Below are 23,930 nucleotides of genomic sequence, written 5' to 3'. Positions count from 1 at the left end.
GTTAACTCAATATTATTTAACACTCTTTAACACTAAACTTTTAGTTCACCACTTTTTAAAGATCACAAACACGGCCAAAACGATCAATCCGAAGCCAACCAAGTGATTCCAGCCCAGTTTTTCGTCTTTAAAAAACAGGGTGGTAAATACCATAAATACAATTAAAGTTACTGCTTCCTGTATGGTTTTGAGTTGCACCAAACTAAACGGTCCGCCATCGCCTTCGTAACCTGCACGGTTAGCCGGTACCTGGAACATATACTCGAAAAATGCCAGCCCCCAGCTGATAACGATCAGCGAAAACAAGCCCAGATTTTTGCCCCAGCTAAACTCTTTAAACTTGAGGTGCCCGTACCAGGCAAATGTCATGAAGGTATTGGAAATGATGAGGAAGATAATGGTTTTTAATCCGCGCATGGTTTATTGTTTAAAATTGATGTCATCCTGAACTTGTTTCTGAGTCCCTCCGGACATCTTAACGAGCGTGATAAGATGCCGAAGCAAGTTCGGCATGACTACACTTTACTTTATTAATTCGGCGTGCAATTTAATCACTTCATTGCGGCTAATAAGCAAATTGCGCATATATTTTGTGAGGAACAATTTATTGGCTATCGCGCCAAGCACCCCTAAGGGACTTTCAAAAACAAAAATATCGGTCATTAAAGTTGCACTGCCCTTGCTGATAAAATGATGTTCGTGCCTGAATGATTTGAAAGCGCCGTGCTGCATTTCGTCAACAAACAAAACGGGTTTTTGCATTATCGTGATCTTTGAAGTAAGTGTTTGCCAGATGCCGAAATGTTTGGCCCGCCAGGTTACGGTTTCGCCCAATTCGATCAAGCCGCCGGTACGTCCGGCTATCGCCGTTTCGCGGGTATGTTTGGTCGACTCCATATGCAGATCGATACTGCGCGACAAGTCGAAACAGGTTTGGATATCGGCATTGATGAGGGTTTCGAGATGGATAGTGGGCATTTACTCTGAACGTGTTTGTAATAACTCTTTACGATAACCGGCATTTAATCCGGGTTTCAAATCGCTTAGGATAAATATGGCCGTGCCGATCTCGCGCGCAAGCGGATTATCAATTTCGCCCATTTTTTTGGCTGCACCTATGCGTTTGTCATCCAGCAGGCCCTGGGTGTTGCCGCCGTTCTTATCGTCCACATAGATCAAATATTTACAATCGAGGCTATCAGGTTCCCATAGCGCGAAGCTGCTGCTCAGGCTATGTACATCGGGCAAGTGATACAGCTTGCCATAATGATGAATGGCGCCCGCCTCGCCATAGTTATTGGCAAAAATAATGGTTTGTTTTTGCTGTTCGGGCGTGAGGCTGTAATAGGCTTTGGCAACCTTTTCGGTAAGCTCGTCCCAACCGAACATATCGCCATAATCCTGCGTGGTAGGATGAATTTTACCGCCCTCCCATTTAAATGGAAAATCAACCCCCATTTTATCGCGGATAAAAGCAAAAAGCGGCAGTGCCGATTTGATAGGCACAACCGGCAGCGATAATGGAAAAAACAACAGGTTGGGTGCCGTAACAAACAGCAGCACTACCGCGCGCCAGATATAGCTGCGGGCTTTCAACAATCGCTCAAGGCCAAAGCCACCGGCTGCAAACAATACCGGGTACGCACCAAACAGGTAATAAATTTTACCATTGAGCAATAAAAACAAGGCCAGCGTAGCCAAATAAGCCCAGGCCAAAAAACGATAAGTGCGTAATTTATACGAGAACAGCAGGAAAATAATACCCACCAGCCACACCCACAAACCGGAGCCGTTAACCAGCACTTGCTGTATTAAGAAATCGGCCGGTTTAATATAATCGAGCTGGCCGCTGCGCAGTTTGCGCATGTGCGTAACCAGGGGTAAATGGTGAGTTAGCTGCCAGATGATATTGGGTAAAAAAATGAGTATCGCGATAATAACGGCCACCAAAACGCCTTTGCTCCATAACATTTTACGGTGTTTGGTTAACCCGATACCGATAATGAGCGCAAGCGTATAAAAGGCCATGGTGTATTTGGTGAGCAAGCCCATACCAATTACAACACCCAAAAAATACAGGTATTTATCCTGCCGGGTATTATAGTATTTAACCAGCAGGTACCCCGAAAGCAGCCACCAAAGTTGATCGAACACAACGGGTTGCAGTAAATAATCGGAAGCTAAAAATGCCGGCGAAAGCGTGATGGAAAGGCAGGCTACGGTTATGGCAAACCGGCGTCCGCCAAACTCAACGGTTGTTAAACCGGTAAGTAAAACAATTAAGCCGGCGCAAAGGGTGGTAAAAATACGCGCCGCCGCAACTGATGAGCCGAACAGCCAGGTTGATGCCGCAGCGATCCAGGCAATAAACGGCGGCACCTCTTTAAAGCCCCATGCCAGGTGATCGCCCAGGGCAAGGTGCAGCATTTCGTCGCGCTGAAAGCCATAATGCGGCAAGGCAAAAACGTTCAATACAATACGAAAAAGAACAAATATCAGTATAAAATTAATGTATGCTGATTTGACGTTGCGTTGCGGCATTGCTTTGTAAAAAGTTAAGGTTTATTGGTTGGGCGCATTAAATACATTGATCAGCAGGTTAAACCGGTAGGGCAGATTAAACAAATTGGTGACGCTTAATACACTAAAGGTATAAAAAAGGGTAAACATATTTTTATGTATTAGTTACAAATACACTAAATTTGGTTTTACAATTAACTAAACCAAGCCCCGAAATTTGATGAACCCGGTAACATTGCAATCAACCGTTCCAACCCTCATCCGCAATACAGTAGCCAAAATACACCCCGATACCGATACCTTTTTGATCCATAAGGTAAAGGATACCTGGGTTGAGATAAGCTACCGCGAAGCGTTAACAAAAATTGACGCGATATCCGCATGGTTTTTAAATATCGGCATCAAAAAGGGCGACAGGCTGGCGCTGATCATTGAAAACGGCCCTGATTACGTGTATTACGATCAGGCTCTGCAGCAAATAGGCGCTATTAACACCTCGATATACCCTACCCTGAGCGAAGCTGATATTGAATATATACTGAACGACAGCGGTGCGAAAACCATCTTGGTTGGTAGTCCGTTCCTGTTAAAAAAAATAGTTAAGATAGCCAACAACTGTGCCGAACTGATCCGCATTATACCTGCTTTTGATGAGTTTGAAAAACATACCGAAAAGGTAAACCTTAACGCCGGCATTGTTGCCTTAAAACAGGTTATTGACGAAGGCCTTACCCTTACGGGGAAATACGCACAGGCCATTGATGCCGCACGCGAGGCTATTATACCGGGCGACCTATCATGCCTGATCTATACATCGGGTACTACCGGAACACCTAAAGGTGTAATGCTCACACACTCCAATCTGGTGGAAAATGTACGCGTTTGTTTGGACCAGATACCGGTTATTGACGAAAAGGAAACCTTTTTGTCGTTTTTACCACTATCGCACGTGTTTGAGCGCACGGCTACCTACCACGTTTGTTTGGCTAAGGGTTGTAAAATCGCCTTCGCGCAAAGCCTTGACCTTTTAGCTAAAAACATGGGCGAAGTAAGGCCAACCGTAATGAACTGCGTACCGCGTTTGCTTGAGCGCATACACGACAAGGCTATGAAGAACGGCACATCCGCCGGCGGTGCAAAAGCTAAAATATTTTTATGGGCGCTACGTATTGGCCGCAAATACCGTTTGGTGAACGAGGCAGGTAAAAAACCAAACATCATCCTGCAACAGCAATATAAACTGGCCGAAAAACTGGTGTTCAGCAAGATCAAAGAGCGCACCGGCGGCAGGTTAAAGTTTATGATATCGGGCGGCGGCGCGCTGCCTAAAAACATCGGTGAGTTTTTTGGCGATCTGGGTATCAAGATACTGGAAGGTTTCGGGCTAACCGAAACATCGCCGGTAATGTCGGTAACCGAGTACCACCGCCAGGTTTACGGTACCGTTGGCCGGATAATACCGGGCATTGAGGTGGGTATACAAAATGTTGAAACCGGTCATATCCATACCATACAAACCTATGAATCGTTCAAAGAAGGCTTCCAATCCGAAGAGGGCGAGATCATCGTTCGCGGGCATTGCGTAATGAAAGGTTACTGGAACAAACCGCAGGAAACCGCGGTAGCTATTGATACCGATGGCTGGTTCCATACCGGCGATATCGGCCGCTTTTTTAAGGGCAACCTGCAGATAACCGACCGCCTGAAAAATATGCTGGTTAACGCATACGGCAAAAATGTATATCCAACACCGGTTGAAAACACTTACCTGAAAAGCCCGAAAATTGAGGCCATGTTTTTGGTTGGCGATAAACGCGAATACATTACCGCCATTGTGATCCCCGCAAGGGAAACCCTGCAGGAAACTTTTGGTTTGGACGATCAATTTTTTGAACACCCCGACCTGTTTATCAACGACCCGGAGATTGTGGACTGGATAGGCCAGGATATCCGCAAATACTCGAACGAGCTGGCCAAGTTTGAGCGCATCAAAAACTTTAAGGTAAAGCGCAACCCGTTCAGCATGGATGAGGGCGAGATTACCCCAACCCTGAAAGCCAAGCGTAAGGTGATTGAGAAAAAATACGCCGACGCTATTGAGGAGATGTATTTGCAGGAGGCGGAAGCGGAGTAACTATATTTCGAATTTTCGATTTCGAATCTACCTGTTTTGATGTCGCAAATTGCGATATCAGAATAAACACATACCTCACTTAAGCTTATAATACTTCAACTCCACATGATACACGCCATTTTTGTATTGGCGGGTGTAAGTGCCATAAATATCGCGGTAAGCGGCGCTGCCACCAATAATAGGAAAATTGTGATTGGGCGCAATGGTATCGCCAGGGGTTAAATTAAATACCCCGGCTGCGGTGATCGTTCCATCATGAAACCTGAACGTAGTATTGGTAATACAATCGTACACTCCGGCTTTTTTGTTAAGGTACATACTCGAAAATACGTCCTGAACAATAGTATCTGTGCTTGTTGTATCGCGATGACATCCGGCCAACGCCTGCTCAATGAGGCCGCTGTATACCCCCGGCTTAACCTGCTGGTAATTGTATAAAGTATCAAACTGTTTCTGAATATCGTTCCCCGTATAGGTAAGCGATATAACGGTGGGGTTTGTTTCGCGATGGCTGCAAGCTGATAACAGGAGCGCAAAACAGATCACAGTAAGGTTGGCTTTCATAAAAGCAGGTTTAAAGTTGATATAAAACAGGTGTTTCGCCCGGTAGTTATACGGATGAAACACCTGTTAATTTACTGAATATCAGTGTACATTATTCCTCCCACAATTCAATTTTGTTACCTTCCGGATCGATGATATGGGCGAACTTGCCGTATTCGTAGGCTTTTATTTCGCCGATAATGGTAACACCATCGTTTTTTAACTGCTCCACAAGTTCTTCGATATTTTCAACCCGGTAATTGATCATAAAATCCTTTTGTGAGGGCTCGAAATATTTGGTGTCTTTGGCAAACGGGCTCCACACCGTGCTACCCTCCTTTTCCGGGTTGTCCGAGTCGCGCCAGGTAAACATAGTACCATATTGCGCAACCGGCAGGCCAAGATTTTTGGCATACCACTCATTCATTTTTTTAGGATCGTCGCATTTAAAAAAAATGCCGCCTATACCAGTTACTTTTTTCATGTTAGTCAATATAATTAAGTTTCTAATTTCAATTGTTTTTACTCTTCACGCAGTCATTATTTGTTGTGGTTTGCGTTTTAGTATCAATGCGGCTATCAGTGCGATGATCAAACCTACGGGTAAAACTTCCAAATAAGTTAACGCGATCACACCGATGGGGGTTTTATATAAATTGGCATAGCCGGCCATTTGCTCTTTTTTGGCAGCGATCTCAGCAGCGGTGGCGCCGTGGCTTTTAGCATACGCGAGTTGGTGGGCTACATATTTATCCATAAAATCGGGCATAAAAGCGTAAAAATCAACCAGCCAGGCCAGCACATACCCGGTTGAGGCTATAAGCGCGATATACAGGCCGATCTGGAAAGCTTTGCCGAAAGTTACAAAACCATTGCTGTAATTATCCCGATAATTTTTTATCCCGACAAAGATGAACGAGAAAGCCACGAGCATGGAGCCGTAGCCCATCCACATGTTACCTTCAAAATTATGGTTCTTATAGCAAAGCGTGGCAAGTATTGCTATCCATAAGATCAGAATTAAGGCTGATATTGATCCGAAAACAAGTACGATTTTTTTCATGACATTTAGTTTGATGATTTGATAATACAAAGTTGCCTGGTACAAACTGTTTTCCGGTCATACTTTCGGGTGATTTTGAATAAACAGGTATTATTTAACCCTAAAGTATGAGGGTAGTCCCGACTAAACACTATGGTATAAGGCATAACCTTTTCGCCATTTCTACTGCCTGTGTGCGGCGCTTTACCTCCATTTTTTCGAATAATTTTTGCGAATGCGTTTTGATGGTATTTAACGATACAAATAACCGCTCCGAAATTTCCTGGTTACTCAGTCCCTCAGCCATCAACTGCAATACTTCCAACTCGCGGCGGCTTAGGTTAAGCCGGTCCAGCTCGTGCTGGTTGATGGAAAAATCGGTGGTGTTTACATAAACCGGCTTTTCTACCACCAGGGTTTGTACTTTTGGCTTGGTGAGTTTTACCGCCAGCCAGATACCCAATGCGGTAAAAAATATAGCAATAGCACTGATATAAGTTTCGAGCGCGTAATCAACAATGATGAACCGGTACTCCATTAGTTTCAGCAAAAAAAGCAATACGGCCATTGCAATACCGTAAATAATGGTTTGCCTGTATTTTACAAAGATGTTTTGAACAGTTGTGTTACGCATGCTTGTGGTATCTAAAATTAAGATATTTTGAATAGAAACCGAACCCTCTTTTTGTTTTTCGCATACTGCACCGAGTTTATTTTTTAGTTATTTTAGCCTATCATGAAAATAGCCATCGCTTCGCCGCCATTCCCGGCCTCCATCAATGATGGTTTGTACTGGCTTGAAAAGCTGGTGAAACAAGCCGCCGAAAAGGAAGCCAGGATCATTTGCTTCCCCGAATCGTATTTGCCCGGTTACCCGGGGATGGGTTATGCTACCGCAGATCGTACTCCTGAAAAACTACAGTCGGCATTGAGCCGCGTTTGTACCATAGCTGCTCAAAACAATATCGCTGTTATTGTACCGATGGATTGGTACGACGGCGACAATGTACTTAACGTAGCTTTTGTGATATCCGCCACCGGCCAAATACTGGGGCATCAAACCAAAAACCAGCTGGACCCTACCGAAGATACCATGTGGACGGCAGGAACAGAACGCCAAATGTTTGAGGTGGAAGGCCTCAAATTCGGCATCACCATTTGCCACGAGGGTTTCAGGTATCCCGAATCGGTGCGGTGGGCGGCGCGTAACGGTGCTGCTATGGTGTTTCACCCGCATTTTACAGGCAGCAATACCGCCGGCGTACAGCTAACCGAATGGGGTAACAAAAACAACCCCTATTACGAAAAGGCCATGATGATGCGCGCCATGGAAAACACCATCTATTTTGCAAGCTCCAATTATGGTTCCCGGTATCCCGAATCAGCAAGCTCGATCATAGCGCCCGATGGCACTTGTTTAGCATATCAGCCTTACGGCCAAACCGGTGTGATCGTAGCTGATATTGACCTGAGCCTGGCAACAGGTTTACTGGCCAAACGGTTCAGGAGCGAGCTGTACACGGTTTGATAAAAGCTATTATCCGCAAAAGCAAATGCCATTACTCTTATTTTTTTAACTTATGTTTGCGCCTGTATAATCCCCGTTAAGGGCCATAAAGTATAAATTGTTTTAATGCCGGGCATCGACGAAATAAAAAAACCTATAGCCGCCGAAATTGATATGTTTGAGGAAAAATTTAAGTCCTCAATGCAAAGCAAGGTGCCGCTGCTCGACCGCATTACCCATTACATTGTAAAGCGTAAGGGCAAGCAGATCAGGCCCATGTTCGTGTTTCTGTCGGCCAGCGTATGCGGCGGCATCAACGAGGCCACCCACCGTGGCGCGGCTTTGGTTGAACTTTTGCATACGGCCACCCTGGTGCATGATGACGTGGTAGACAATTCGTACCAGCGCCGTGGCTTTTTCTCTATCAACGCCTTATGGAAAAACAAAATAGCCGTGTTGGTTGGCGATTTTTTGCTTTCCAAGGGCCTGCTGCTTTCTATCGAAAACGGCGATTTCAGCCTGCTCAAAATCGTATCCGAAGCGGTGCGCCAGATGAGCGAAGGCGAACTGCTGCAGATAGAAAAGGTGCGCCGCATGGATATTGACGAGCCTGTTTACTACGATGTCATCAGGCAAAAAACGGCTTCGCTTATCGCCTCTTGCTGTGCCTGCGGGGCGGCATCATCAGGTGCTGACGATGCTACTGTTGAAAAAATGCGCCTTTTCGGCGAAAAGATAGGCATCGCTTTCCAGATCAAAGACGACATGTTCGACTTTGGTACTGATGACGTGGGTAAACCCCTGGGTATCGATATCAAAGAAAAAAAGATCACCCTGCCATTGATTTACGCCCTCAACCATACCACATCGGCCGAAAAACGGCGGATTGTTAACCTGGTAAAAAATCACAACGAAGAACCTGATAAAATTGCCGAGATCATTAGCTTTGTAAATAACACCGGCGGGCTGCAATATGCCGAAAGCCAGATGAAACTTTACCAGGACGAAGCCTTCGAAATTTTGAATACTTTTCCCGATAGTGAATCGCGCCGGTCGTTAGAGCAACTGGTACGTTACACAACCGAAAGGAACAAGTAAACATGGCGGGCGAAACAATATTCATCATCGGTTTTCTGATCTTCATTGTAGCCATGCTGGCTATCGACCTCGGCCTGTTTTCAAAACCCGATAAGCCGGTAACCACCAAACACGCCCTGATCATGAGCGCCGTGTGGATAGCCCTGGCGCTTGGCTTTTATGGCCTGATACTGGCCTTTGGAGATCAACTGCACGGCATCAAAACCTTTGCCGACCTGCAGGCTGCAAACGCCCACAACTTCCATAACCTTACACTCAACCCTGCCGACTTTCCGGGCAGCCTCGACCTATACCGCCGCAACCTGTCGCTCGAGTTTATTACCGGATACGTGGTGGAGTATGCCCTTTCGGTAGATAATATCTTTGTGATCGTGCTCATTTTTACTGCATTTAAGGTCGACCAAAAACATTACCACAAAGTACTGTTTTGGGGCATTGCCGGCGCGGTTATCATGCGATTCATCTTCGTGTTCATAGGCGCGGCGGCCATTGCCCGTGCCGAATGGGTGCTATACCTTTTTGGCGCGTTTTTGGTTTTTACCGGCATCCGCATGTTTGTAAACCGCAACAAGCACGAAGACATTGATACCGAAAAGCACCCCATAGTCAAACTGGCGTCCCGGTTCTTCGCGGTGCACCCCAAATTTGAGGGCGACCTGTTTTTTGTAAACATCAATGCCAAAAAGATGATCACGCCGCTGTTTTTAGTACTGCTCATCATCGAGTTTACCGACCTCGTTTTCGCTGTCGATTCTATCCCGGCGGTGTTCTCGGTCACCAAAGATCCGTACATCGTTTTCTTCTCCAATATATTTGCCATACTGGGGCTGCGTTCCATGTTCTTTTTGCTGGTTAACATCATCGATAAATTTCACTACCTCAAAATCGGCCTTGCGGCACTGCTTGCCTTCATCGGCGCTAAAATGCTGGCCGGGCATTATGCCGAAGCTATCGGTTTGACCACTACCCGTTCGCTGATCGTCATCCTGCTTATCCTCGCTATCAGTATCGCCGCCTCGCTTATCTTTCCCCAAAAACAAACCCTGGCTACCAAAAAATAACAGATCAGCTATTCGAAACGGCGAAGCCCCTCCTAAACAGTCAACAGCCAAAAATCCGAAATCGAACATCCGGAATCCGAAATCAAATACCTAACTTCGTAACAATGCTGTTGATAGATCTGCACCTGTTCAAATTCCGTTTCTTCGATGTGGTAGATATCGTTATCGTCGCCATTATCATCTATCAGTTATACAATTTGATCCGGGGCACCATTGCCGCCAATATTTTCATTGGCCTCGCGCTTATCTGCGTACTGTACTTCGTGGTTCGCGCACTCGAAATGCCCCTGCTCACCCGCATCCTCGAAAACTTTATGAATGTGGGTATCCTGGCCCTCATTGTCGTCTTTCAGCAAGAGATACGGCGTTTTTTGCTGCTGGTAGGTAAAAACGCGTCGCTGCAGCGAAACAAAGCCTGGTGGCGCTATTTTTTTGGTAAAACCGATGCCGAGCGCAACAACCTTGTGCGTATAAAACCCATTATTGATGCCTGCAAAAGCATGAAACAAAGCCGTACCGGCGCGCTCATAGTTTTTGCCAAATATTACGATGAGCAATTTTACCAGAACAGCTGCGAGGTTTTGGATGCCAAAATATCCAAACGCCTGTTGGAAAGCATTTTTCAGAAGAACAGTCCGCTGCATGACGGCGCCGTGGTAATTGCCGAAAACAAGATCAAATCGGCAAGCTGTATTTTGCCTTTGACCGATAATACCGACCTGCCACCGCAATTTGGTTTGCGCCACCGTGCAGGTATCGGCGTATCCGAAGCTAATGATGCTACGGCCCTGATCATCTCCGAAGAGACCGGCGAAATATCCTACGCCCGCCACGGCCGCGTAAAAATGAACATCAGCTTCGCCGAACTGGAAAAACTGCTCAATAAGGATTTTTATTGAGAAATACGGTAAAGTTATCTCACAGTTTTAAGACTACCACCCTTAAACTTGCGCCAGTAAAAACCCAGCTCTCGTTGCATTACATCAATATTATTTAATGGCGCGCCGGGCAGACAGAACGCCGGGCCAGCGCAGGGGTGAATGCCGGTTTAGCTTTTCTGAGTGAAGCGCAGCGGAATGGGAAAGCTAAAAACCGGCAGAGCGGGTGGAAGGATCGTTCTGTCTTGATTTTTGGTTACTTTTCATCAAGGAAAAGTAACTAGGCCTCCGCGGCTATGAGCGGAAGAAGAATACAGTTCAAGACGCATAGGTCCGAGTTAGTCGGAGTTTGCAACTATGTTGGTCCCTTGTAAACGGGCCACCGCCGGGAGAGTGAAGCACAAATTGTGATCTTTTTTTAGCTTTGTTAAATGTCCGATGCCACCAACTTAGAGCCTCAGGTAAAACAGGCCTGGCTAAAGTACCGCCATTTATGGAAGCAAATGGAAGCTCCTGCACGCACGGTGCTGTTAAATGAAGGAGATATCAGTCGCCGCATATTTGTGATTGAGCACGGTAGCATACGCCAGTGGTTTAACCACGATGGTAAAGAGATCAGTTTCCAATTCTTTTTCGAAGGCGATGTGGTATCATCCCCCGATAGTTTTCGCAAAAATACGCCCAGTCCCTACGCTATTGAGACGATGGAACCCGTAGTACTGCGCTGGCTCGACCGTAACGACATGTTACTACTTAAACAGGATTTGGCCCTATACGATTGGATGATTGAGCGCGCTGCCGACAAGCAGGCCGAGTTTATGCAACACTTCTTTTCGTATCTCAAGGATAGTCCGCGCCATCGGTACGAAAACCTCCTGCGCAATAAGCCCGAGATCATTCGCCGCGTGCCTTTACAATATATCGCTACCTATTTGGGCATAACACAGGTATCGTTGAGCAGGATCAGGAAAAGGCAGTGATCATTGCCGAAGACTTTACTTTTTTAACTTTTGTTAAATATTTTCCGCTGCCAAATTGCCAACTTGGTCAAAACAACTCACGCATCATGACAAAAATAATCCCCGTCCTTCGCGCGTTCGACCGGAAAAAACTGATAGAATTTTATGTGAACTGGCTCGGCTTTAAAATTGAGTTTGAACACGCGCCGCCCGGTGTACCTTTTTATGTGCGGTTAAGTCTGCGCGGGGTAGTTATCGACCTTTCCGAACATCACGGAGATAGCGCCCCCGGCGCCAAAATACTGATCGCCGATTTTGAGGACCTGGCAACCTACCATAAAGCCCTGCTCGAAAAGAACTACACCTACATGAAACCTGGCCTGGAGCAACTCGATTGGGACAAGGAAACGATCTCTGTCACCGTTATTGATCCGTTTTTTAACAGGATAGAGTTTATGGAGCGGGTGGTTTGAACCGTTTAGGTACAAGTATCGGTACGCCATTGCACACGCGGCACGCGTGCGCCAGCACGGGGGTATTACCTATCTTATACCGTACATTTTGACAGGCCATGGTAGCGCTAATTCGAAACCTCTGCCACGCCAAGTTCCTTTAATTTCTGTGTCACTGTTTCGATGCCTTTTTTGCTGAAATCAACATTCAATTTATAATAGTACCGATTATAGCTATCCTTTTCTTTTCCTGTTGCAATATACCCATCGGCAGAATCTTTTATTTTATTGTACCACTTTAAAGCCAATTTCAAAAATCCGGTCTGTGTTGCTCCCGAATCAACCTTGATTTTAAACAGCTCTGTGATATTTTTCTCAGAAAAACAGGTAAGCAGTTCTGCCACAGTTAGCCTTGAAAAGTTTAAGTCTTCTATTTCGTTTGCTGTCAGGTTTAAATAATTAGCCGAATATGATTTATCGAGTGCATCGGAACAAGACAGAGACATTAGGGATAACTTTAAATCCAGATCAGTAAATGGATCGTCGCGTTTTTTATGGTGTTTGGTTAAAATAAGTGATGAGTGAGTAGCCAAATCTCGTCCCAGGTTATTTATGGTTTCGATTTTCTCCTTCATTCCGCGTTTGTAGGCTGTTTCAAATGCTTTTACCAGCCAGGTATTCGAGATCGAGTCGCTTTTTTTAACGCCGTCGCCAAACTCGTAAGCCTGTGCCATTTTGCGCATACCTTCTACATTACCCATATTAGCGGCCCTTTCAAAAAACTCATTGGCTTTTGTGTATTTATTTTTTAAGCTATATTCTGTTCCGGCCGAAACCAGATCATCGGAGTTTGAGGAATTACTTAAGGTTGTCAAGCGGTCCTCCACATGGCTACTGTTTGATTTTTTTCCAAACAAATTTGCCATTGCTACTATCGCGTTGCCAGTTTCGGTAGCCAGCGCCTCGGTGTTTGCCTGTTGTTGCTGCTGCTGCATTTGTTGTATCTGTTGCACCTGCGTTGTGTTTCCGGCTGCACCCGCATAAAGCCTGGCGTTATTCATATTGAGCGACTGTTGTATGGCATCACCCGACTGGCCGGCTGCATTTAAGGCGTTATTTGCCTGCTGTTGGTAAGCTTGCTGTTGTGTAGCAACTTGTGTGGTATTACCGGGACTTATTCCGGACCCTGATGTCGACGGAGCAGCAACACTCTTCGTTGCCTGGGCGTTTTGCGATTTACTTCCAACTTCAGGCTGTGGTTTTGGTATGCTTGCGGCGTTGCTTTTTACGGGCTCGCTTATCATAACACCTTCGGTTGTTATTGGTACTTCCGATCCATCGCTCTGTATGGCGAAAAGTGTCAGTTTTCGTATTTGTAAGGCAGTAATCCTATCTTTTGTTTTCATTGTTTTTCCATCTGACCCTATTTTCGCAGTGATGCTATTGCCGGCACATTGTTCTTCATCGGCAGTGCCAATAAGGCCGCTAAAATCTGTTCCGTAACGATGTGGGAAGGAATAGGGATAGTTTTGGTCGGTCTCGGCTACTGTGATGACCGATGCGTACTTATCGCAGGTGAAATCTAATTTCGACACTGATTCATTGCCGCAAATCAATGTAGCTACATACTCGCCTTTGACGTGTACCTTGTAGAAGGTTTGATTGTAAAAATTTGCCGCGTAAAATTGCTGGCCAAAGCCCCACGACCCGATTTTACAATAAAGATCAAAGCTGACCTTCCCGAAGGTTACGTGAATCATATTTTTAAACCCTGTTACCGATTGTCCGAAAGCTAAATTAGTGCCTGATACCATTAGCAGCGCCGCGCAGAGAAAAGGAATGAGTTTTTTCATAACTTATATCTTTAAACATTAATATCATAAAGATAATTCGAATCGACTATACTTAAAAATCCGAGAACTACTAAAATATACGCCGACCCTCACAATCAAGTGCGGCGATGTCCGCGGATTTCTAATAATTTATTCGGTTTTAAATTCATTATTTTCTTGTTTTTGTGGACGATAGACCATAGTCGTTTTGGCCTATATTGTTAGTCCACGACCTTTGAGACGGCTCTGTAAGTCGGGGATTGTTTCGTACCTCGCAATGACGCTTTAAGATCTTGCGCACATCTGCATATCTCCATTCCAAAAAAAACCGGCCCCGGGTTTTAAAACCCCGGGACCGGTAAAAAGGAAAATCAAAAAATCATAAACTATTCAACCAAATCCGAAATCGAAAACTGCGAAGCGCTCAACGAAGTTAATCCGAATTCCGAAATCATTTCTTCCCTATCTCATCAATACAAGTATTAATATATTGTATCAGTTGTTGCAATTGCTGTTGCTGCGCTCCCGTTGCATTTTTGACCTGTTCTTCTTTCTGTGTGCGCAGGTTTTCTAACATACCGGTAATATACGGACCAACGCCAAAGGCCTTATAGCGAATGGCCATGCCTTTCAGGTCGGTAACGCCATCGGTTACCACTTTGGTGTTATTCATTTTACCCAGCAGTTTAACATAATCGGGTATCATGTTAAATTTTTGCTGAACGCCCGCGGTTTTAAACGAATTGTCAATAAACGGAAACTCAGCCTCGCCGCCATTGGTCATGTATAGTTTGGTAATAGCAGTTGTTAAAGCACCACCGTTATCGGCTTCCAGGTTTTTGGCTATTTTGAGAGCGTTTTGGGGTTCAAAGGCAGCTATCCCGTTCAAGGCAGCACCTTGTACCGCGTACGATGGGCTATTAACGGCCTCTTTAAACAGTGGCACGTTATTAGCATCATTCAATTTAACCAATGCATTGATAGCGGCGGCCCTTACCAATGTTTTCGGGTCGCTTTTTATGATCTCTGTTAATACAGGCACCGCCGCGCTCCGTACATCAGCATTGCTCAGGTTAATGGCATTGATAGCCTTAATGCGCAGGTTAAAATATTTATCCTTCAGCGCCGCCAGCATCACCCTTTGCGCACCATCGTTATCCTGTTTAGCTGCGGCTACAGTAATGGCCTCAAAACGATCAAGGTACAGCGGCGCGTTAAAATACTGGAACACGTATTCGTCCAGTATTTTGCTATCGGTTTTTTGGCAAAGCAAGATCTTGTCGCCATCCACATTAACCAGGTCGGGTTTGGTGGATGCGGTAAAGGTAAGCGTGTCGGCCCGGTTGCGCAGCCAAACGTGGTGGCGCGTTTTTTTGCCCCCCGCGTAAATATCAACAGCTACAGGCAAAATAAACGGATTGGCCTGCTGGGTTTGCTGCACATATACCGTTTGCGTATGGCTCGCATCATCCCATTTGTAATCTATCTTTAACTCCGGATGCCCCGGACCGTAATACCACTGGTTAAAGTACCAGTTCAGGTCTTGTCCGCTGGCCTGCTCAAGGGCCAAACGCAGTTGCTGGGCTTCGCCGTTGCCAAAAGCATTTTGTGTAAGGTAAATGTGCAAACCTTTGTAAAACACCTCATTACCCAGGTAGTTGCGCAGCATGTTTAAAATACGGCCGCCTTTTTCGTAGGTAACAGCATCAAACACATCCTCCTTGTCGTGATAGTAAAAACGTACCAGGTTCTTTGTTTTGTTGGCCGGCGGGCGCAGGTATTTCTGCATGGCCTGGTAATTGGTTTCGTCGCCGGCATCTTTACCATGCTTGTATTCGGCCCACAGGGTTTCGCTCAAATCAGCAAACGATTCGTTTACGGTAGTGTTGCTCCAGCTTTCGGTAGTTACATAATCACCAAACCATTGGTGAAAAAGCTCGTGCACAATATCAGTTTCGCTTTCGGGCTTGCCGTCAACCAGCTCGTGGCGGGTAGCTTGTACCTGCACGCCGTGCAGGGTAGCCGTGGTGTTTTCCATGGCACCGCTTACATAATCGCGCACTACAATTTGTGCGTATTTGTTCCAGGGGTATTCAACGCCTAATATTTTCGAGTAAAACTCCATTACTTCCGGCGTAAAGCCAAAAATATCTTTGGCATAAGGCGCATATTTAGGCTCCAGGTAATAACTTACCTCTTTGTTGTGCCATTTATCCTTGTAGATCCTAAAATCGCCAACAGCCATCATAAACAGGTATGGCGAGTGCGGCAGGTCCATCTTCCAGGTATCGGTACGGGTGCCATTGCCATTTGGTTTTTGCGATACCAGCTTACCGTTTGATAGCGTAACATACTTTGATGGTACCGTCATCGCTATTTCTTCGGTGGTCTTTTGGTTAGGCTTATCGATAGTAGGGAACCATGCCGACGAACTTTCGGTTTCGCCCTGCGTCCATATCTGGATCGGTTTGGCTTTATCGGTACCGTCGGGGTTAATAAAGTACAAGCCTTTGGCATCATTTATGGCAGCGCTGCCCTGCACCTTCAGTTCATCTGGTTTCGAGGTATAGTCGATGTAGATGGTATAGCTTTCGTTAGGGGCGTATTTTTTATCGAGGGTAATAGCCAGGCTAAGGCTGTCATAACTAAACTTTAGCGGGTAGTTCTTTCCGGCTTTTACTATCGAGATGTTATGGATATCCATCCCTTTGGCATCAAGCCGCAGCGAGTCGGTAGCGTAAGCATGGGGCTTTAAGGTTACCCACTCCTTGCCATACATGTAGCGTTTTTTGTAGTCAAAACTCACGGCAAGTTTGGTATGTACCAGGTCGTTTATCTTAGTCGCTGTAGCGCGATAGATCTTTAACAACGGATCGTCGGCTTTGGGTTGTTGCGCGTTTGCCGCGATTTGAGCCGTACATAAAAGCAATAGTGCGCCACAAAACAGGGCGCGCGGTTTGTTGATTAGCATAAGGTCAGTTATATAGTTGATCAAAGTAAAAAAGATTTTTTGAAAATTAAACCCCTATCTGCGAAATATTTACAGCTGCGCCTGGCTGGGTGTTGTAAGGTTACCGCCTGTATGCCGACTAACCGGGTATATGTTAAACTAAATACCAAAATCATGAACACCAAAAAGTACTTATTATTAATGCTTGCTATCTTTTTTTCGGCAGGTATCTTCGCGCAAAGCGGATTGAAAAAAGGCGCCGACGCACCATTATTTGCTGCTAAAGATAATTCGGGCAAAACCATCGATTTGAAAACTATTCTTAAATCGCATAAAGCAGTAGTGTTGTTTTTTTATCGCGGCCAGTGGTGCCCTTATTGCAATAAACAAATGCAGCATCTGCAGGATTCGTTGCAGTTATTGACCGGCAAAGGCGCTTATGTTGTTGGCGTAACTCCCGAAACTGCCGAGAATATCAGCAAAACAAAAGAGAAAACTCATGCATCTTTTTCGCTGGTGCACGATGAGGGCTATAAAATTATGCAAGCTTACGACGTGAACTATAAAGTTGATGACCAGCTATATGGCAAATTAAAAACCTATGGCATCGACCTGGAAAAAGGCAATGGCAATACCGACCATGTGCTACCTGTTCCGGCAACGTTTATTATCAACAAGTCCGGTAAAATTGTATTTGCACAGTTTGACCCGGATTATACCAAAAGGGCATCGGTAAGCCAAATGTTGCAAGCTCTTTAATTGTGATTTTTCCGGGGACGGGCCTGGTTTTTACCGGGCCTGTTTTGTTTAAAAATTTTCTGTAGTACCCCGCGTTCTGATAACGGTTTTCGTAGTAGCAGTATAACCGCTTTATGAGAATCTTTTTTACTGTGCTCGGAGTTATTATAGCGTTATCGGCTATAGCCTTAATTGTCGCATTGATCGGTCTGTTGTTTTCAAGCTGGCCACCGCTTTTACCCGCTGTGAAAGTGCTGTTTGTGCTGCTGGTTTTGTTGTGTACCGTGTTCGCGGTTACGTTATTCGTTATCCCCCACGGAAAGACTAAGTAGTATTTACAACTGCTTTTTGCTGTAATCGTCAATATAAATGGTCATCGGTTCGGTCATAGTGTCGCGGTAAAGCCCCATTTTAAAATAAAAGTAGCTGTTAGGATTATAACCCCGTTCTTCGCCATAGCTGGTCCGGCCTGCATAGTTTAAAACCTGTTGTTCATTTATCCATGCTTTTACAAAGCCTGTATTGCCCCGGGTAAAGTTGGTTTGAAATTTAAAGTCTATCCATTTACCGCGAATATCGCCGCTGGTTTGATACATTACCGTGCGCTCAGGGCCAATTTGTATCGTGATCTGTAAAACACCTTTGGTATACCGTAAAGCCAGTACCGGCGAGTCGTCGCCACATTGCTCCTCTTTATCGCATTTTTGTTTCCACTGTGCAATAACCAGCCGGGTAGGTACTATCGGAAAATCGGTGGGGATAAACATACTGAAAGCATATTCATAAGTGTTGTTTTCGCGACCTACCAGTTTACGTGCTTCCAATAGTTCCGAACGTTCAGACACTTTACTCGAGTCGTTACCCGCCTCATACTTTTGACCCGTCCGTACGGTTATTTTAGCGGCGCCGTGTCCGTTCCTTACAATTTGCGATTGTATAACAACGGCACCTTTTTCAAACCGGCTGGTGTCCCACAGCTTGCTTAGCTCCCGTCCTTCAAAATCATCGTGCACAGTTAACTGGGCCTTTGCGCAAATACTGATCAAAAGCAACGCCAACAACAGCGGCAAATAACTGATTAATAACTTGTTCATCGATCAAATATACTTAATTGCAAACAAATTGGGTTAGTTTATATCACCGGGTTTTTACTGTATTGAAGCCAAAGCGCATCAACCGTGCTGCCGGTAAGCCGGGTCCATACCTTGGTGGTGTAGGTGCCCTCACGCATAATTTTATCCAGCTTTTTAACTATTCCCTTTTTTTTGTTGTTTTCGAGCCATACTAAAAAACGGGCCGTTACCCGGTAAGCATTGTTATAGTTTTGAGTAGCCTTAAAGGCAGGTAAGCTCCACCCCGCCTGCGCGTTATTGATGCCAAACTGGTTGCGGGCATAATCGGCAATGCCTTCGGTAAGCCACCCCGGACCGTCATTATTGCCATAGTTTTGTACAATATGCATCACCTCGTGGGTAACCACATCAATATCTTCGGGGTGCTTTACAAACCATTCGGGGTTAAAGTGCACCACGCCATGGCCGGTTGCAGCTACGCCTTTATAACTGGTATCGATCATAAAGGTCACCTCGCGCAGCGATTTTTTGTTATACTCCTTCATTTCTTCGGGGTACACTTTAAAAAAAGCATCGATCAGGCGTTGTTTGGTTACCGGGCTAAACCACGATGCCGTATTGATAAACGTCAGCGTAAGTTTACCCCGCTTAATGATCTCCGTTTGGGTGCTTAATGTATCGGCCGCCTTAAACGGGTGGGCCGATAAATTGTAAAATGATATAACAAGGGCGATAACAAGGATACCTTTTTTCATATTTAATAAGCAGGGGGTAAATAGGGTAACGCTGTTAAGTTAAGAATAGTAATACCGAACAACGAATGTCGAACACTAAATAATGAAGTAAATTTCGTAATTCAATATTCATTATTCGATATTAAGATCGTATCCTTACTCCCCATTTACGACGCAGTGTGGGCTGCCAGATAGGCCATCTGCCCCAGGTGATAACCCATGTGGGTAGTTCTGTTAAGCAGTACGTTCAGCTTATTTCGGTGGGGTTCTTTGGCAAAATCCTCGGCCGATACTGCGGTATGTTTGGCAAACCAATCCGCCGGTTGCATTTTGGCAATATGCGCATTCAGTTCGGCATCTATTTTAGCCGAAGCAGCTTTAAGTTCGGCAATGCCTGGTTTGGGTAAACCCGATTTGTCGGGATTTCTTAAAAACACCGCTTCAAACTCCGGATAGAACCTTTGGCCAAATCCCAGCGTAGGCAGTAAAGCATCATTTACGGCAATTAAATGCCCTAACAGGTAAATGCCGGTGTTGCGCCCGGCTGCGGTTTCGGCTAACAGTTGCTCATCGCTTAGCTTATTTACCAGGTCGTTAAAGCGTTTGTTTTGCACGTTCCAGGCATCCAGGGCCATTTTTACAAATAAGGCGGTTTGATCTTCCATAACTTGGTTTTTGTTTATACTAAGTTGCAACGTTAAATCCACATCGCGCTAAGCAATTACAAATTATGACTTTAAAAAGATCAGCCTTTCCAGCTTCAGATCTGCCTGCAGTTTGCATTAACCAAATCCGAAATCGAACATCCGAAATTGAAAATTCGAAATTCGAAATCACATCCGAAATCGAAAATCCGAAATCAAAAGATCACTCCCCCTTCAAAGCCTTCCGCAATATCGCTTCCTTTTGCTCTGGGGTAAGGCTGTGGCTGTAATTATACAGGCTATTTTCCCAGTCGCCATAGTTGGCATTGGGTAATACAATAAACTTGTTGCCAAATTTATTCACTTCGGTATTGGTGTTTTGCAGGCGCTCATCAACCGTTTTATCATCAAACAAAGCCGAAAAATCGCCTAAGTTGTCGCCCAAAAGCATAACTATTTCGTGCGTTTTTAAAACCTGTTTACGGCGGTCTTCCTTGCTTGATGAGCTTGTGGTTTTTAACAGTAAATGTGCATCATCGGCATTAGGGAAACCATATTTTTGCAGGTTTTTTAAGGTGCTTGCACGCTCTGCTTCACTGCGGTTGGTAATGTAGTAAACTGTAATGCCTTTTTTAGCAGCGTATTTTAAAAATGATGGCGCGCCGGGCACGGTATCGGCAGCGGCTTTGCTGGTCCAGTTTAGCCAGGCCTGTTTCTCGTACCCTTTACCCTGCAATGCCTGCGAAACTGCATTCGGACTATTATCCAGCAGCGTTTCGTCAACATCGGTAACAATAGCTTTTGGCTTTTTTGTATGTTTTAAAACGGCCTGTGCAGCACGTAAATGTGCAATATTATACGCCTGGAAACATAGCGCCCGGTACTCAGCAGCCTTTTGCTGCCACAGGCTTGTCCAAAGCTTACCATTAATATCCATGGTGGTTGCGGCCGTTACCGGAGCCTGCTGTGCGTAGCTTTTGCTTACCGCGAATACAGCTACTACAATTAAAGCGTGTTTTAAATGTTTCATGATGCGAAGTGTAAAAAACAAACTTAACTAATTTGCCAGGCATTTTAAACCGCGGTAAGTTTACTCAGGGAAATCGCTTTAAAAAAATGATTTGATATTGTAAGATGAGTAGAAAAGCTTCATCATCATAAATAACTTAACCACCGGTGTTTGGCAAGGTTGGCCCGTTTATAGCTGTCAAACCATTTACATAAAGGATAAAGTATAATCAGCAGTATTGCCCATACCAGGTATACTGTTGCGAGGGTAAAGCCATAGCCTTTTAGCGCCGCACTGGCATTTATCCGCACTGATAAGATCATATCCTGCCAGGCGTAACCTAAAAACCCGGCCCCTACAATAGCCATCAGGTGGATCAAAAAAAAGTGAAGCAGGTAATAAAACAGGGGCACCCTTCCAAAAATCGCTATCCGTGCGGTGATCAGGTTCAAAGGCTTTTCGGCAACAGAAAGAAATATCAACGCCGGCCCCAGCGTGATCAATATATACAAAAACGATGGCGGGTATTTGGTTACATTTAAAAAAGACAGCAAACCAAGCGGCAAAGTTTTTTGCATCGCCCAGTGCGCGGCATCGCCATAAACATTACTGAGGCGCAGCAGCATAAACAATATAATAGCGATCACGCCTAAAAAAAGCAGCATGTTTTTCCGCCGTTCGGCATCATAAACCGGGGCATACAGGCTACCTAAACAATAGCCTAATGCCATAACGCCTATCCACGGCAATACCGGGTATTTAACGCTGAATAAAAACTCACCAAAACGAAAATCGCCGGGTTCATGCAATACCGACCAGGCAAAGGATGGCACGCCAGTGCCCGGTACATGTACTGCATCAAGCAGGTTATGGCCTGCAATAAGTAACAGGGATAAGGCCAGGATAAGGCGCTGATCAAGGTAGATCATTACCGATAGCACCACCATGCAGATACCCGTGGCCCATATTACCTGTAAATTAAAAAAAGGATAATGCGGATTAAACGTTTGCAGCAGGGTTACCACAAAAAGCTCCGCGAGTATCAGCCATACCCCGCGCGAAAAAAGGAAAAGGCTTAATTCTCTTTTACTGCGTTTAATACCATATAAATAAGCGGATACTCCCGCCAGGAAAATAAAAACCGGGGCGCAATAGTGCGTAATAAACCGGGTTAAAAATAAAGTTGTTGTTGTACGCGAAAGATCGGTTGGACTGTACAAAAACGCATCAGCATGAAAATAATCGCGTACATGGTCAATGGCCATAATGATCATTACGGTGCCGCGTAAAACATCTATCGATTCAAGGCGCTTCCCCTTAACTACAGCCGGCTGCTCAGGCATGGCTATAACGTTGCCCATTGTTGTGGTTGACATATCATACTGGTTTTTAAAGTAAAAGCAGGGGAGCTATTTTCTTTGGGGCAGCGCGTATCTCTCTTCCAGATACCCGGTATTAAAATTTATTGCAACTTGCGGATCCGTAAATTTGAAACATCGCACACATAAATAGTTCCAAAAGCATCTGTAGCTATACCGCTTGGTTCGCGGAAGCGCGCATCGGGCCCTGCCGCATCCACAAAGCCGGTCTGCCCGTTCCCGGCAATGGTACTTACCACACCATCGGGTGTTATCCGGCGTATCGCGGCATTCAGATCGCCAACATATAAATTGCCTTTTTTGTCTATCGCTATGCCCTCAGGGTTATGAAAACGGGCAACCGTACCCGGCCCGTCAACATATCCTACTTCGGTAGTACTGCCGGCCACTATACTCACCACGCCGGCCTGGCTTACCTTACGGATCACAAAGCCACCCGCATCGGCTACAAATAAATTCCCCGCGGCATCTATAGTAATACCCTCTGGTGCCCTAAAGCCAACAGCAAAGGTGATCACCTCGCCGGCCTGGGTTACTTTACGTATACAGGCGTTATTCGTGTCGCCTATATACAAATTACCGTTTATATCCAGTGTAATATCAGCCGGAAAGTTAAACTCCGCCTCGGCACCTGTTTTGTTAACAAGGCCTGCGTTGCCATCCCCGGCAACGGTGCTCACTATACCAGCAGGGGTAACCTTGCGGATCAGGTTATTCCCGGCATCAGCTACAAATACATTACCGGCGGCATCAACCACAAGGCCGTGCGGATAATTAAATTGTGCATGTGCACCGTCGCCGTTTCTCGCTCCCATAGTGCCATCCCCGGCAAGGGTACTTACCATGCCACCGGGTGTAATTTTGCGAATCAGGTTATTATCGCTGTCGGCTACGTACACATTACCCGCACCATCTGCCGCTACGCCCCAGGCTTGTTTAAATTGTGCTGTTGCGCCAGGGCCATTGGCAGCGCCGGGGGTACCATTCCCCGCAAGGGTGCTAACGGTGTATACAAAACCAAAATCATTGGTCGAGCTAATGGTAGTTGTGTTGCGCCTTACCTCTATTTTGCCTGTGCCTGCACCCGCGGGTACCTTAACAGTAAGGCCGGTAGCTGTAGCAGATACAATATTGGCGGGTATGCCGTTAAAAAGCACTTCATTTTCGGCAATATTGGCACTAAAACCTGTACCTATGATCACCACTGTAGTACCGTTGGGCCCTCCTGCCGGTGCAAACGATGTTATTTGCAATGCAGGAGTTACCCACGGATCCTGACTTGCCGGTGCGGTATCGCTGTGCTTGCTGCACGACGGGCAGCTAACGCACAACAATACAATTGCTGATAAAAAAATAATACGCATGTTTTTGATAGAT

23 protein-coding genes are annotated in these 23,930 nt (G+C 45.5%); 8 read left to right on the top strand and 15 right to left on the bottom strand.

Annotation, left to right across the window (positions count from 1 at the left end):
* Nucleotides 1-45: 45 nt before the first annotated feature.
* From ACFGVR_RS10080 to ACFGVR_RS10070, 3 genes are all read right to left on the bottom strand, one after another.
* A complete protein-coding gene (locus ACFGVR_RS10080) occupies nt 46-417 on the bottom strand; it encodes a DMT family protein (protein WP_448702689.1) in 372 nt (123 codons plus the stop codon).
* 105 nt (nt 418-522) lie between these two features.
* The gene (locus ACFGVR_RS10075; RefSeq protein ID WP_448702688.1) at nt 523-978 is read right to left on the bottom strand and encodes an SRPBCC family protein; all 456 of its coding nucleotides are present in this window, start codon (nt 976-978) and stop codon (nt 523-525) included.
* Complete coding sequence (locus tag ACFGVR_RS10070; protein ID WP_448702687.1) at nt 979-2,541, bottom strand: ArnT family glycosyltransferase; 1,563 nt, start codon at nt 2,539-2,541, stop codon at nt 979-981.
* Between the two features lie 199 nt (nt 2,542-2,740).
* Between ACFGVR_RS10070 and ACFGVR_RS10065 the strand changes: the two genes are divergently transcribed.
* Entirely contained in the window at nt 2,741-4,654 is a 1,914-nt protein-coding gene (locus tag ACFGVR_RS10065; RefSeq protein WP_448702686.1) for an AMP-dependent synthetase/ligase, read from the top strand.
* 75 nt (nt 4,655-4,729) lie between these two features.
* Here ACFGVR_RS10065 and ACFGVR_RS10060 read toward each other — a convergent pair whose 3' ends face one another.
* The 4 genes from ACFGVR_RS10060 to ACFGVR_RS10045 all read right to left on the bottom strand — a co-directional run bounded on the left by ACFGVR_RS10060 (nt 4,730) and on the right by ACFGVR_RS10045 (nt 6,873).
* Nucleotides 4,730-5,218, bottom strand: a complete 489-nt coding sequence (locus ACFGVR_RS10060) for a hypothetical protein (protein ID WP_448702685.1) — start codon at nt 5,216-5,218, stop codon at nt 4,730-4,732.
* Nucleotides 5,219-5,309: 91 nt separating this feature from the next.
* On the bottom strand, nt 5,310-5,681 hold the full coding sequence (locus tag ACFGVR_RS10055) for a VOC family protein (RefSeq protein ID WP_448702684.1): 372 nt from the start codon (nt 5,679-5,681) through the stop codon (nt 5,310-5,312).
* Nucleotides 5,682-5,726: 45 nt separating this feature from the next.
* Complete coding sequence (locus tag ACFGVR_RS10050; protein ID WP_448702683.1) at nt 5,727-6,260, bottom strand: DUF4199 domain-containing protein; 534 nt, start codon at nt 6,258-6,260, stop codon at nt 5,727-5,729.
* Nucleotides 6,261-6,390: 130 nt separating this feature from the next.
* Nucleotides 6,391-6,873 carry a response regulator transcription factor gene (locus tag ACFGVR_RS10045; RefSeq protein WP_448702682.1) on the bottom strand — a complete coding sequence of 161 codons (483 nt, stop codon included), beginning with the start codon at nt 6,871-6,873 and terminating at the stop codon, nt 6,391-6,393.
* Between the two features lie 102 nt (nt 6,874-6,975).
* On the opposite strand from ACFGVR_RS10045, the gene ACFGVR_RS10040 reads away from it, so the two are divergent.
* The 6 genes from ACFGVR_RS10040 (at nt 6,976) to ACFGVR_RS10015 (ending at nt 12,215) form a co-directional block, all read left to right on the top strand.
* Complete coding sequence (locus tag ACFGVR_RS10040) at nt 6,976-7,767, top strand: carbon-nitrogen hydrolase family protein (RefSeq protein WP_448702681.1); 792 nt, start codon at nt 6,976-6,978, stop codon at nt 7,765-7,767.
* A 105-nt stretch (nt 7,768-7,872) separates the two neighbouring features.
* Complete coding sequence (locus tag ACFGVR_RS10035) at nt 7,873-8,844, top strand: polyprenyl synthetase family protein (protein ID WP_448702680.1); 972 nt, start codon at nt 7,873-7,875, stop codon at nt 8,842-8,844.
* Nucleotides 8,845-8,846: 2 nt separating this feature from the next.
* Entirely contained in the window at nt 8,847-9,905 is a 1,059-nt protein-coding gene (locus tag ACFGVR_RS10030; protein ID WP_448702679.1) for a TerC/Alx family metal homeostasis membrane protein, read from the top strand.
* A gap of 104 nt (nt 9,906-10,009) precedes the next feature.
* Nucleotides 10,010-10,804 carry a diadenylate cyclase CdaA gene (cdaA, locus tag ACFGVR_RS10025; protein WP_448702678.1) on the top strand — a complete coding sequence of 265 codons (795 nt, stop codon included), beginning with the start codon at nt 10,010-10,012 and terminating at the stop codon, nt 10,802-10,804.
* Nucleotides 10,805-11,214: 410 nt separating this feature from the next.
* On the top strand, nt 11,215-11,763 hold the full coding sequence (locus tag ACFGVR_RS10020; protein WP_448702677.1) for a Crp/Fnr family transcriptional regulator: 549 nt from the start codon (nt 11,215-11,217) through the stop codon (nt 11,761-11,763).
* A gap of 86 nt (nt 11,764-11,849) precedes the next feature.
* A complete protein-coding gene (locus tag ACFGVR_RS10015; protein ID WP_448702676.1) occupies nt 11,850-12,215 on the top strand; it encodes a glyoxalase superfamily protein in 366 nt (121 codons plus the stop codon).
* Nucleotides 12,216-12,322: 107 nt separating this feature from the next.
* Here ACFGVR_RS10015 and ACFGVR_RS10010 read toward each other — a convergent pair whose 3' ends face one another.
* Nucleotides 12,323-14,047, bottom strand: a complete 1,725-nt coding sequence (locus tag ACFGVR_RS10010) for a hypothetical protein (RefSeq protein WP_448702675.1) — start codon at nt 14,045-14,047, stop codon at nt 12,323-12,325.
* Between the two features lie 430 nt (nt 14,048-14,477).
* Nucleotides 14,478-16,997: a M1 family aminopeptidase gene (locus tag ACFGVR_RS10005; RefSeq protein WP_448702674.1), complete on the bottom strand. Its 2,520-nt coding sequence runs from the start codon at nt 16,995-16,997 to the stop codon at nt 14,478-14,480.
* 153 nt (nt 16,998-17,150) lie between these two features.
* On the opposite strand from ACFGVR_RS10005, the gene ACFGVR_RS10000 reads away from it, so the two are divergent.
* Nucleotides 17,151-17,735 (top strand): peroxiredoxin-like family protein, encoded by a 585-nt coding sequence (locus tag ACFGVR_RS10000; RefSeq protein ID WP_448702673.1) that lies wholly within the window; start codon nt 17,151-17,153, stop codon nt 17,733-17,735.
* A gap of 314 nt (nt 17,736-18,049) precedes the next feature.
* On the opposite strand, the gene ACFGVR_RS09995 is transcribed toward ACFGVR_RS10000, so the two are convergent.
* From ACFGVR_RS09995 to ACFGVR_RS09970, 6 genes are all read right to left on the bottom strand, one after another.
* Nucleotides 18,050-18,808, bottom strand: a complete 759-nt coding sequence (locus tag ACFGVR_RS09995) for a polysaccharide lyase (RefSeq protein ID WP_448702672.1) — start codon at nt 18,806-18,808, stop codon at nt 18,050-18,052.
* A 38-nt stretch (nt 18,809-18,846) separates the two neighbouring features.
* Nucleotides 18,847-19,542 carry a basic secretory protein-like protein gene (locus ACFGVR_RS09990; protein WP_448702671.1) on the bottom strand — a complete coding sequence of 232 codons (696 nt, stop codon included), beginning with the start codon at nt 19,540-19,542 and terminating at the stop codon, nt 18,847-18,849.
* Nucleotides 19,543-19,688: 146 nt separating this feature from the next.
* The gene (locus ACFGVR_RS09985; protein WP_448702670.1) at nt 19,689-20,186 is read right to left on the bottom strand and encodes a DinB family protein; all 498 of its coding nucleotides are present in this window, start codon (nt 20,184-20,186) and stop codon (nt 19,689-19,691) included.
* 202 nt (nt 20,187-20,388) lie between these two features.
* Nucleotides 20,389-21,195 carry a 5'-nucleotidase, lipoprotein e(P4) family gene (locus ACFGVR_RS09980; protein WP_448702669.1) on the bottom strand — a complete coding sequence of 269 codons (807 nt, stop codon included), beginning with the start codon at nt 21,193-21,195 and terminating at the stop codon, nt 20,389-20,391.
* A gap of 125 nt (nt 21,196-21,320) precedes the next feature.
* Complete coding sequence (locus ACFGVR_RS09975; RefSeq protein WP_448702668.1) at nt 21,321-22,550, bottom strand: DUF1624 domain-containing protein; 1,230 nt, start codon at nt 22,548-22,550, stop codon at nt 21,321-21,323.
* An 86-nt stretch (nt 22,551-22,636) separates the two neighbouring features.
* Nucleotides 22,637-23,917, bottom strand: coding sequence for an IPT/TIG domain-containing protein (locus tag ACFGVR_RS09970; RefSeq protein ID WP_448702667.1), 1,281 nt, complete (start codon nt 23,915-23,917; stop codon nt 22,637-22,639).
* Between the last annotated feature and the right edge of the window lie 13 nt (nt 23,918-23,930).

The sequence above is a fragment of the Mucilaginibacter aureus genome, from assembly GCF_053514885.1.
This window is presented reverse-complemented; position numbering and strand designations above follow the sequence as displayed.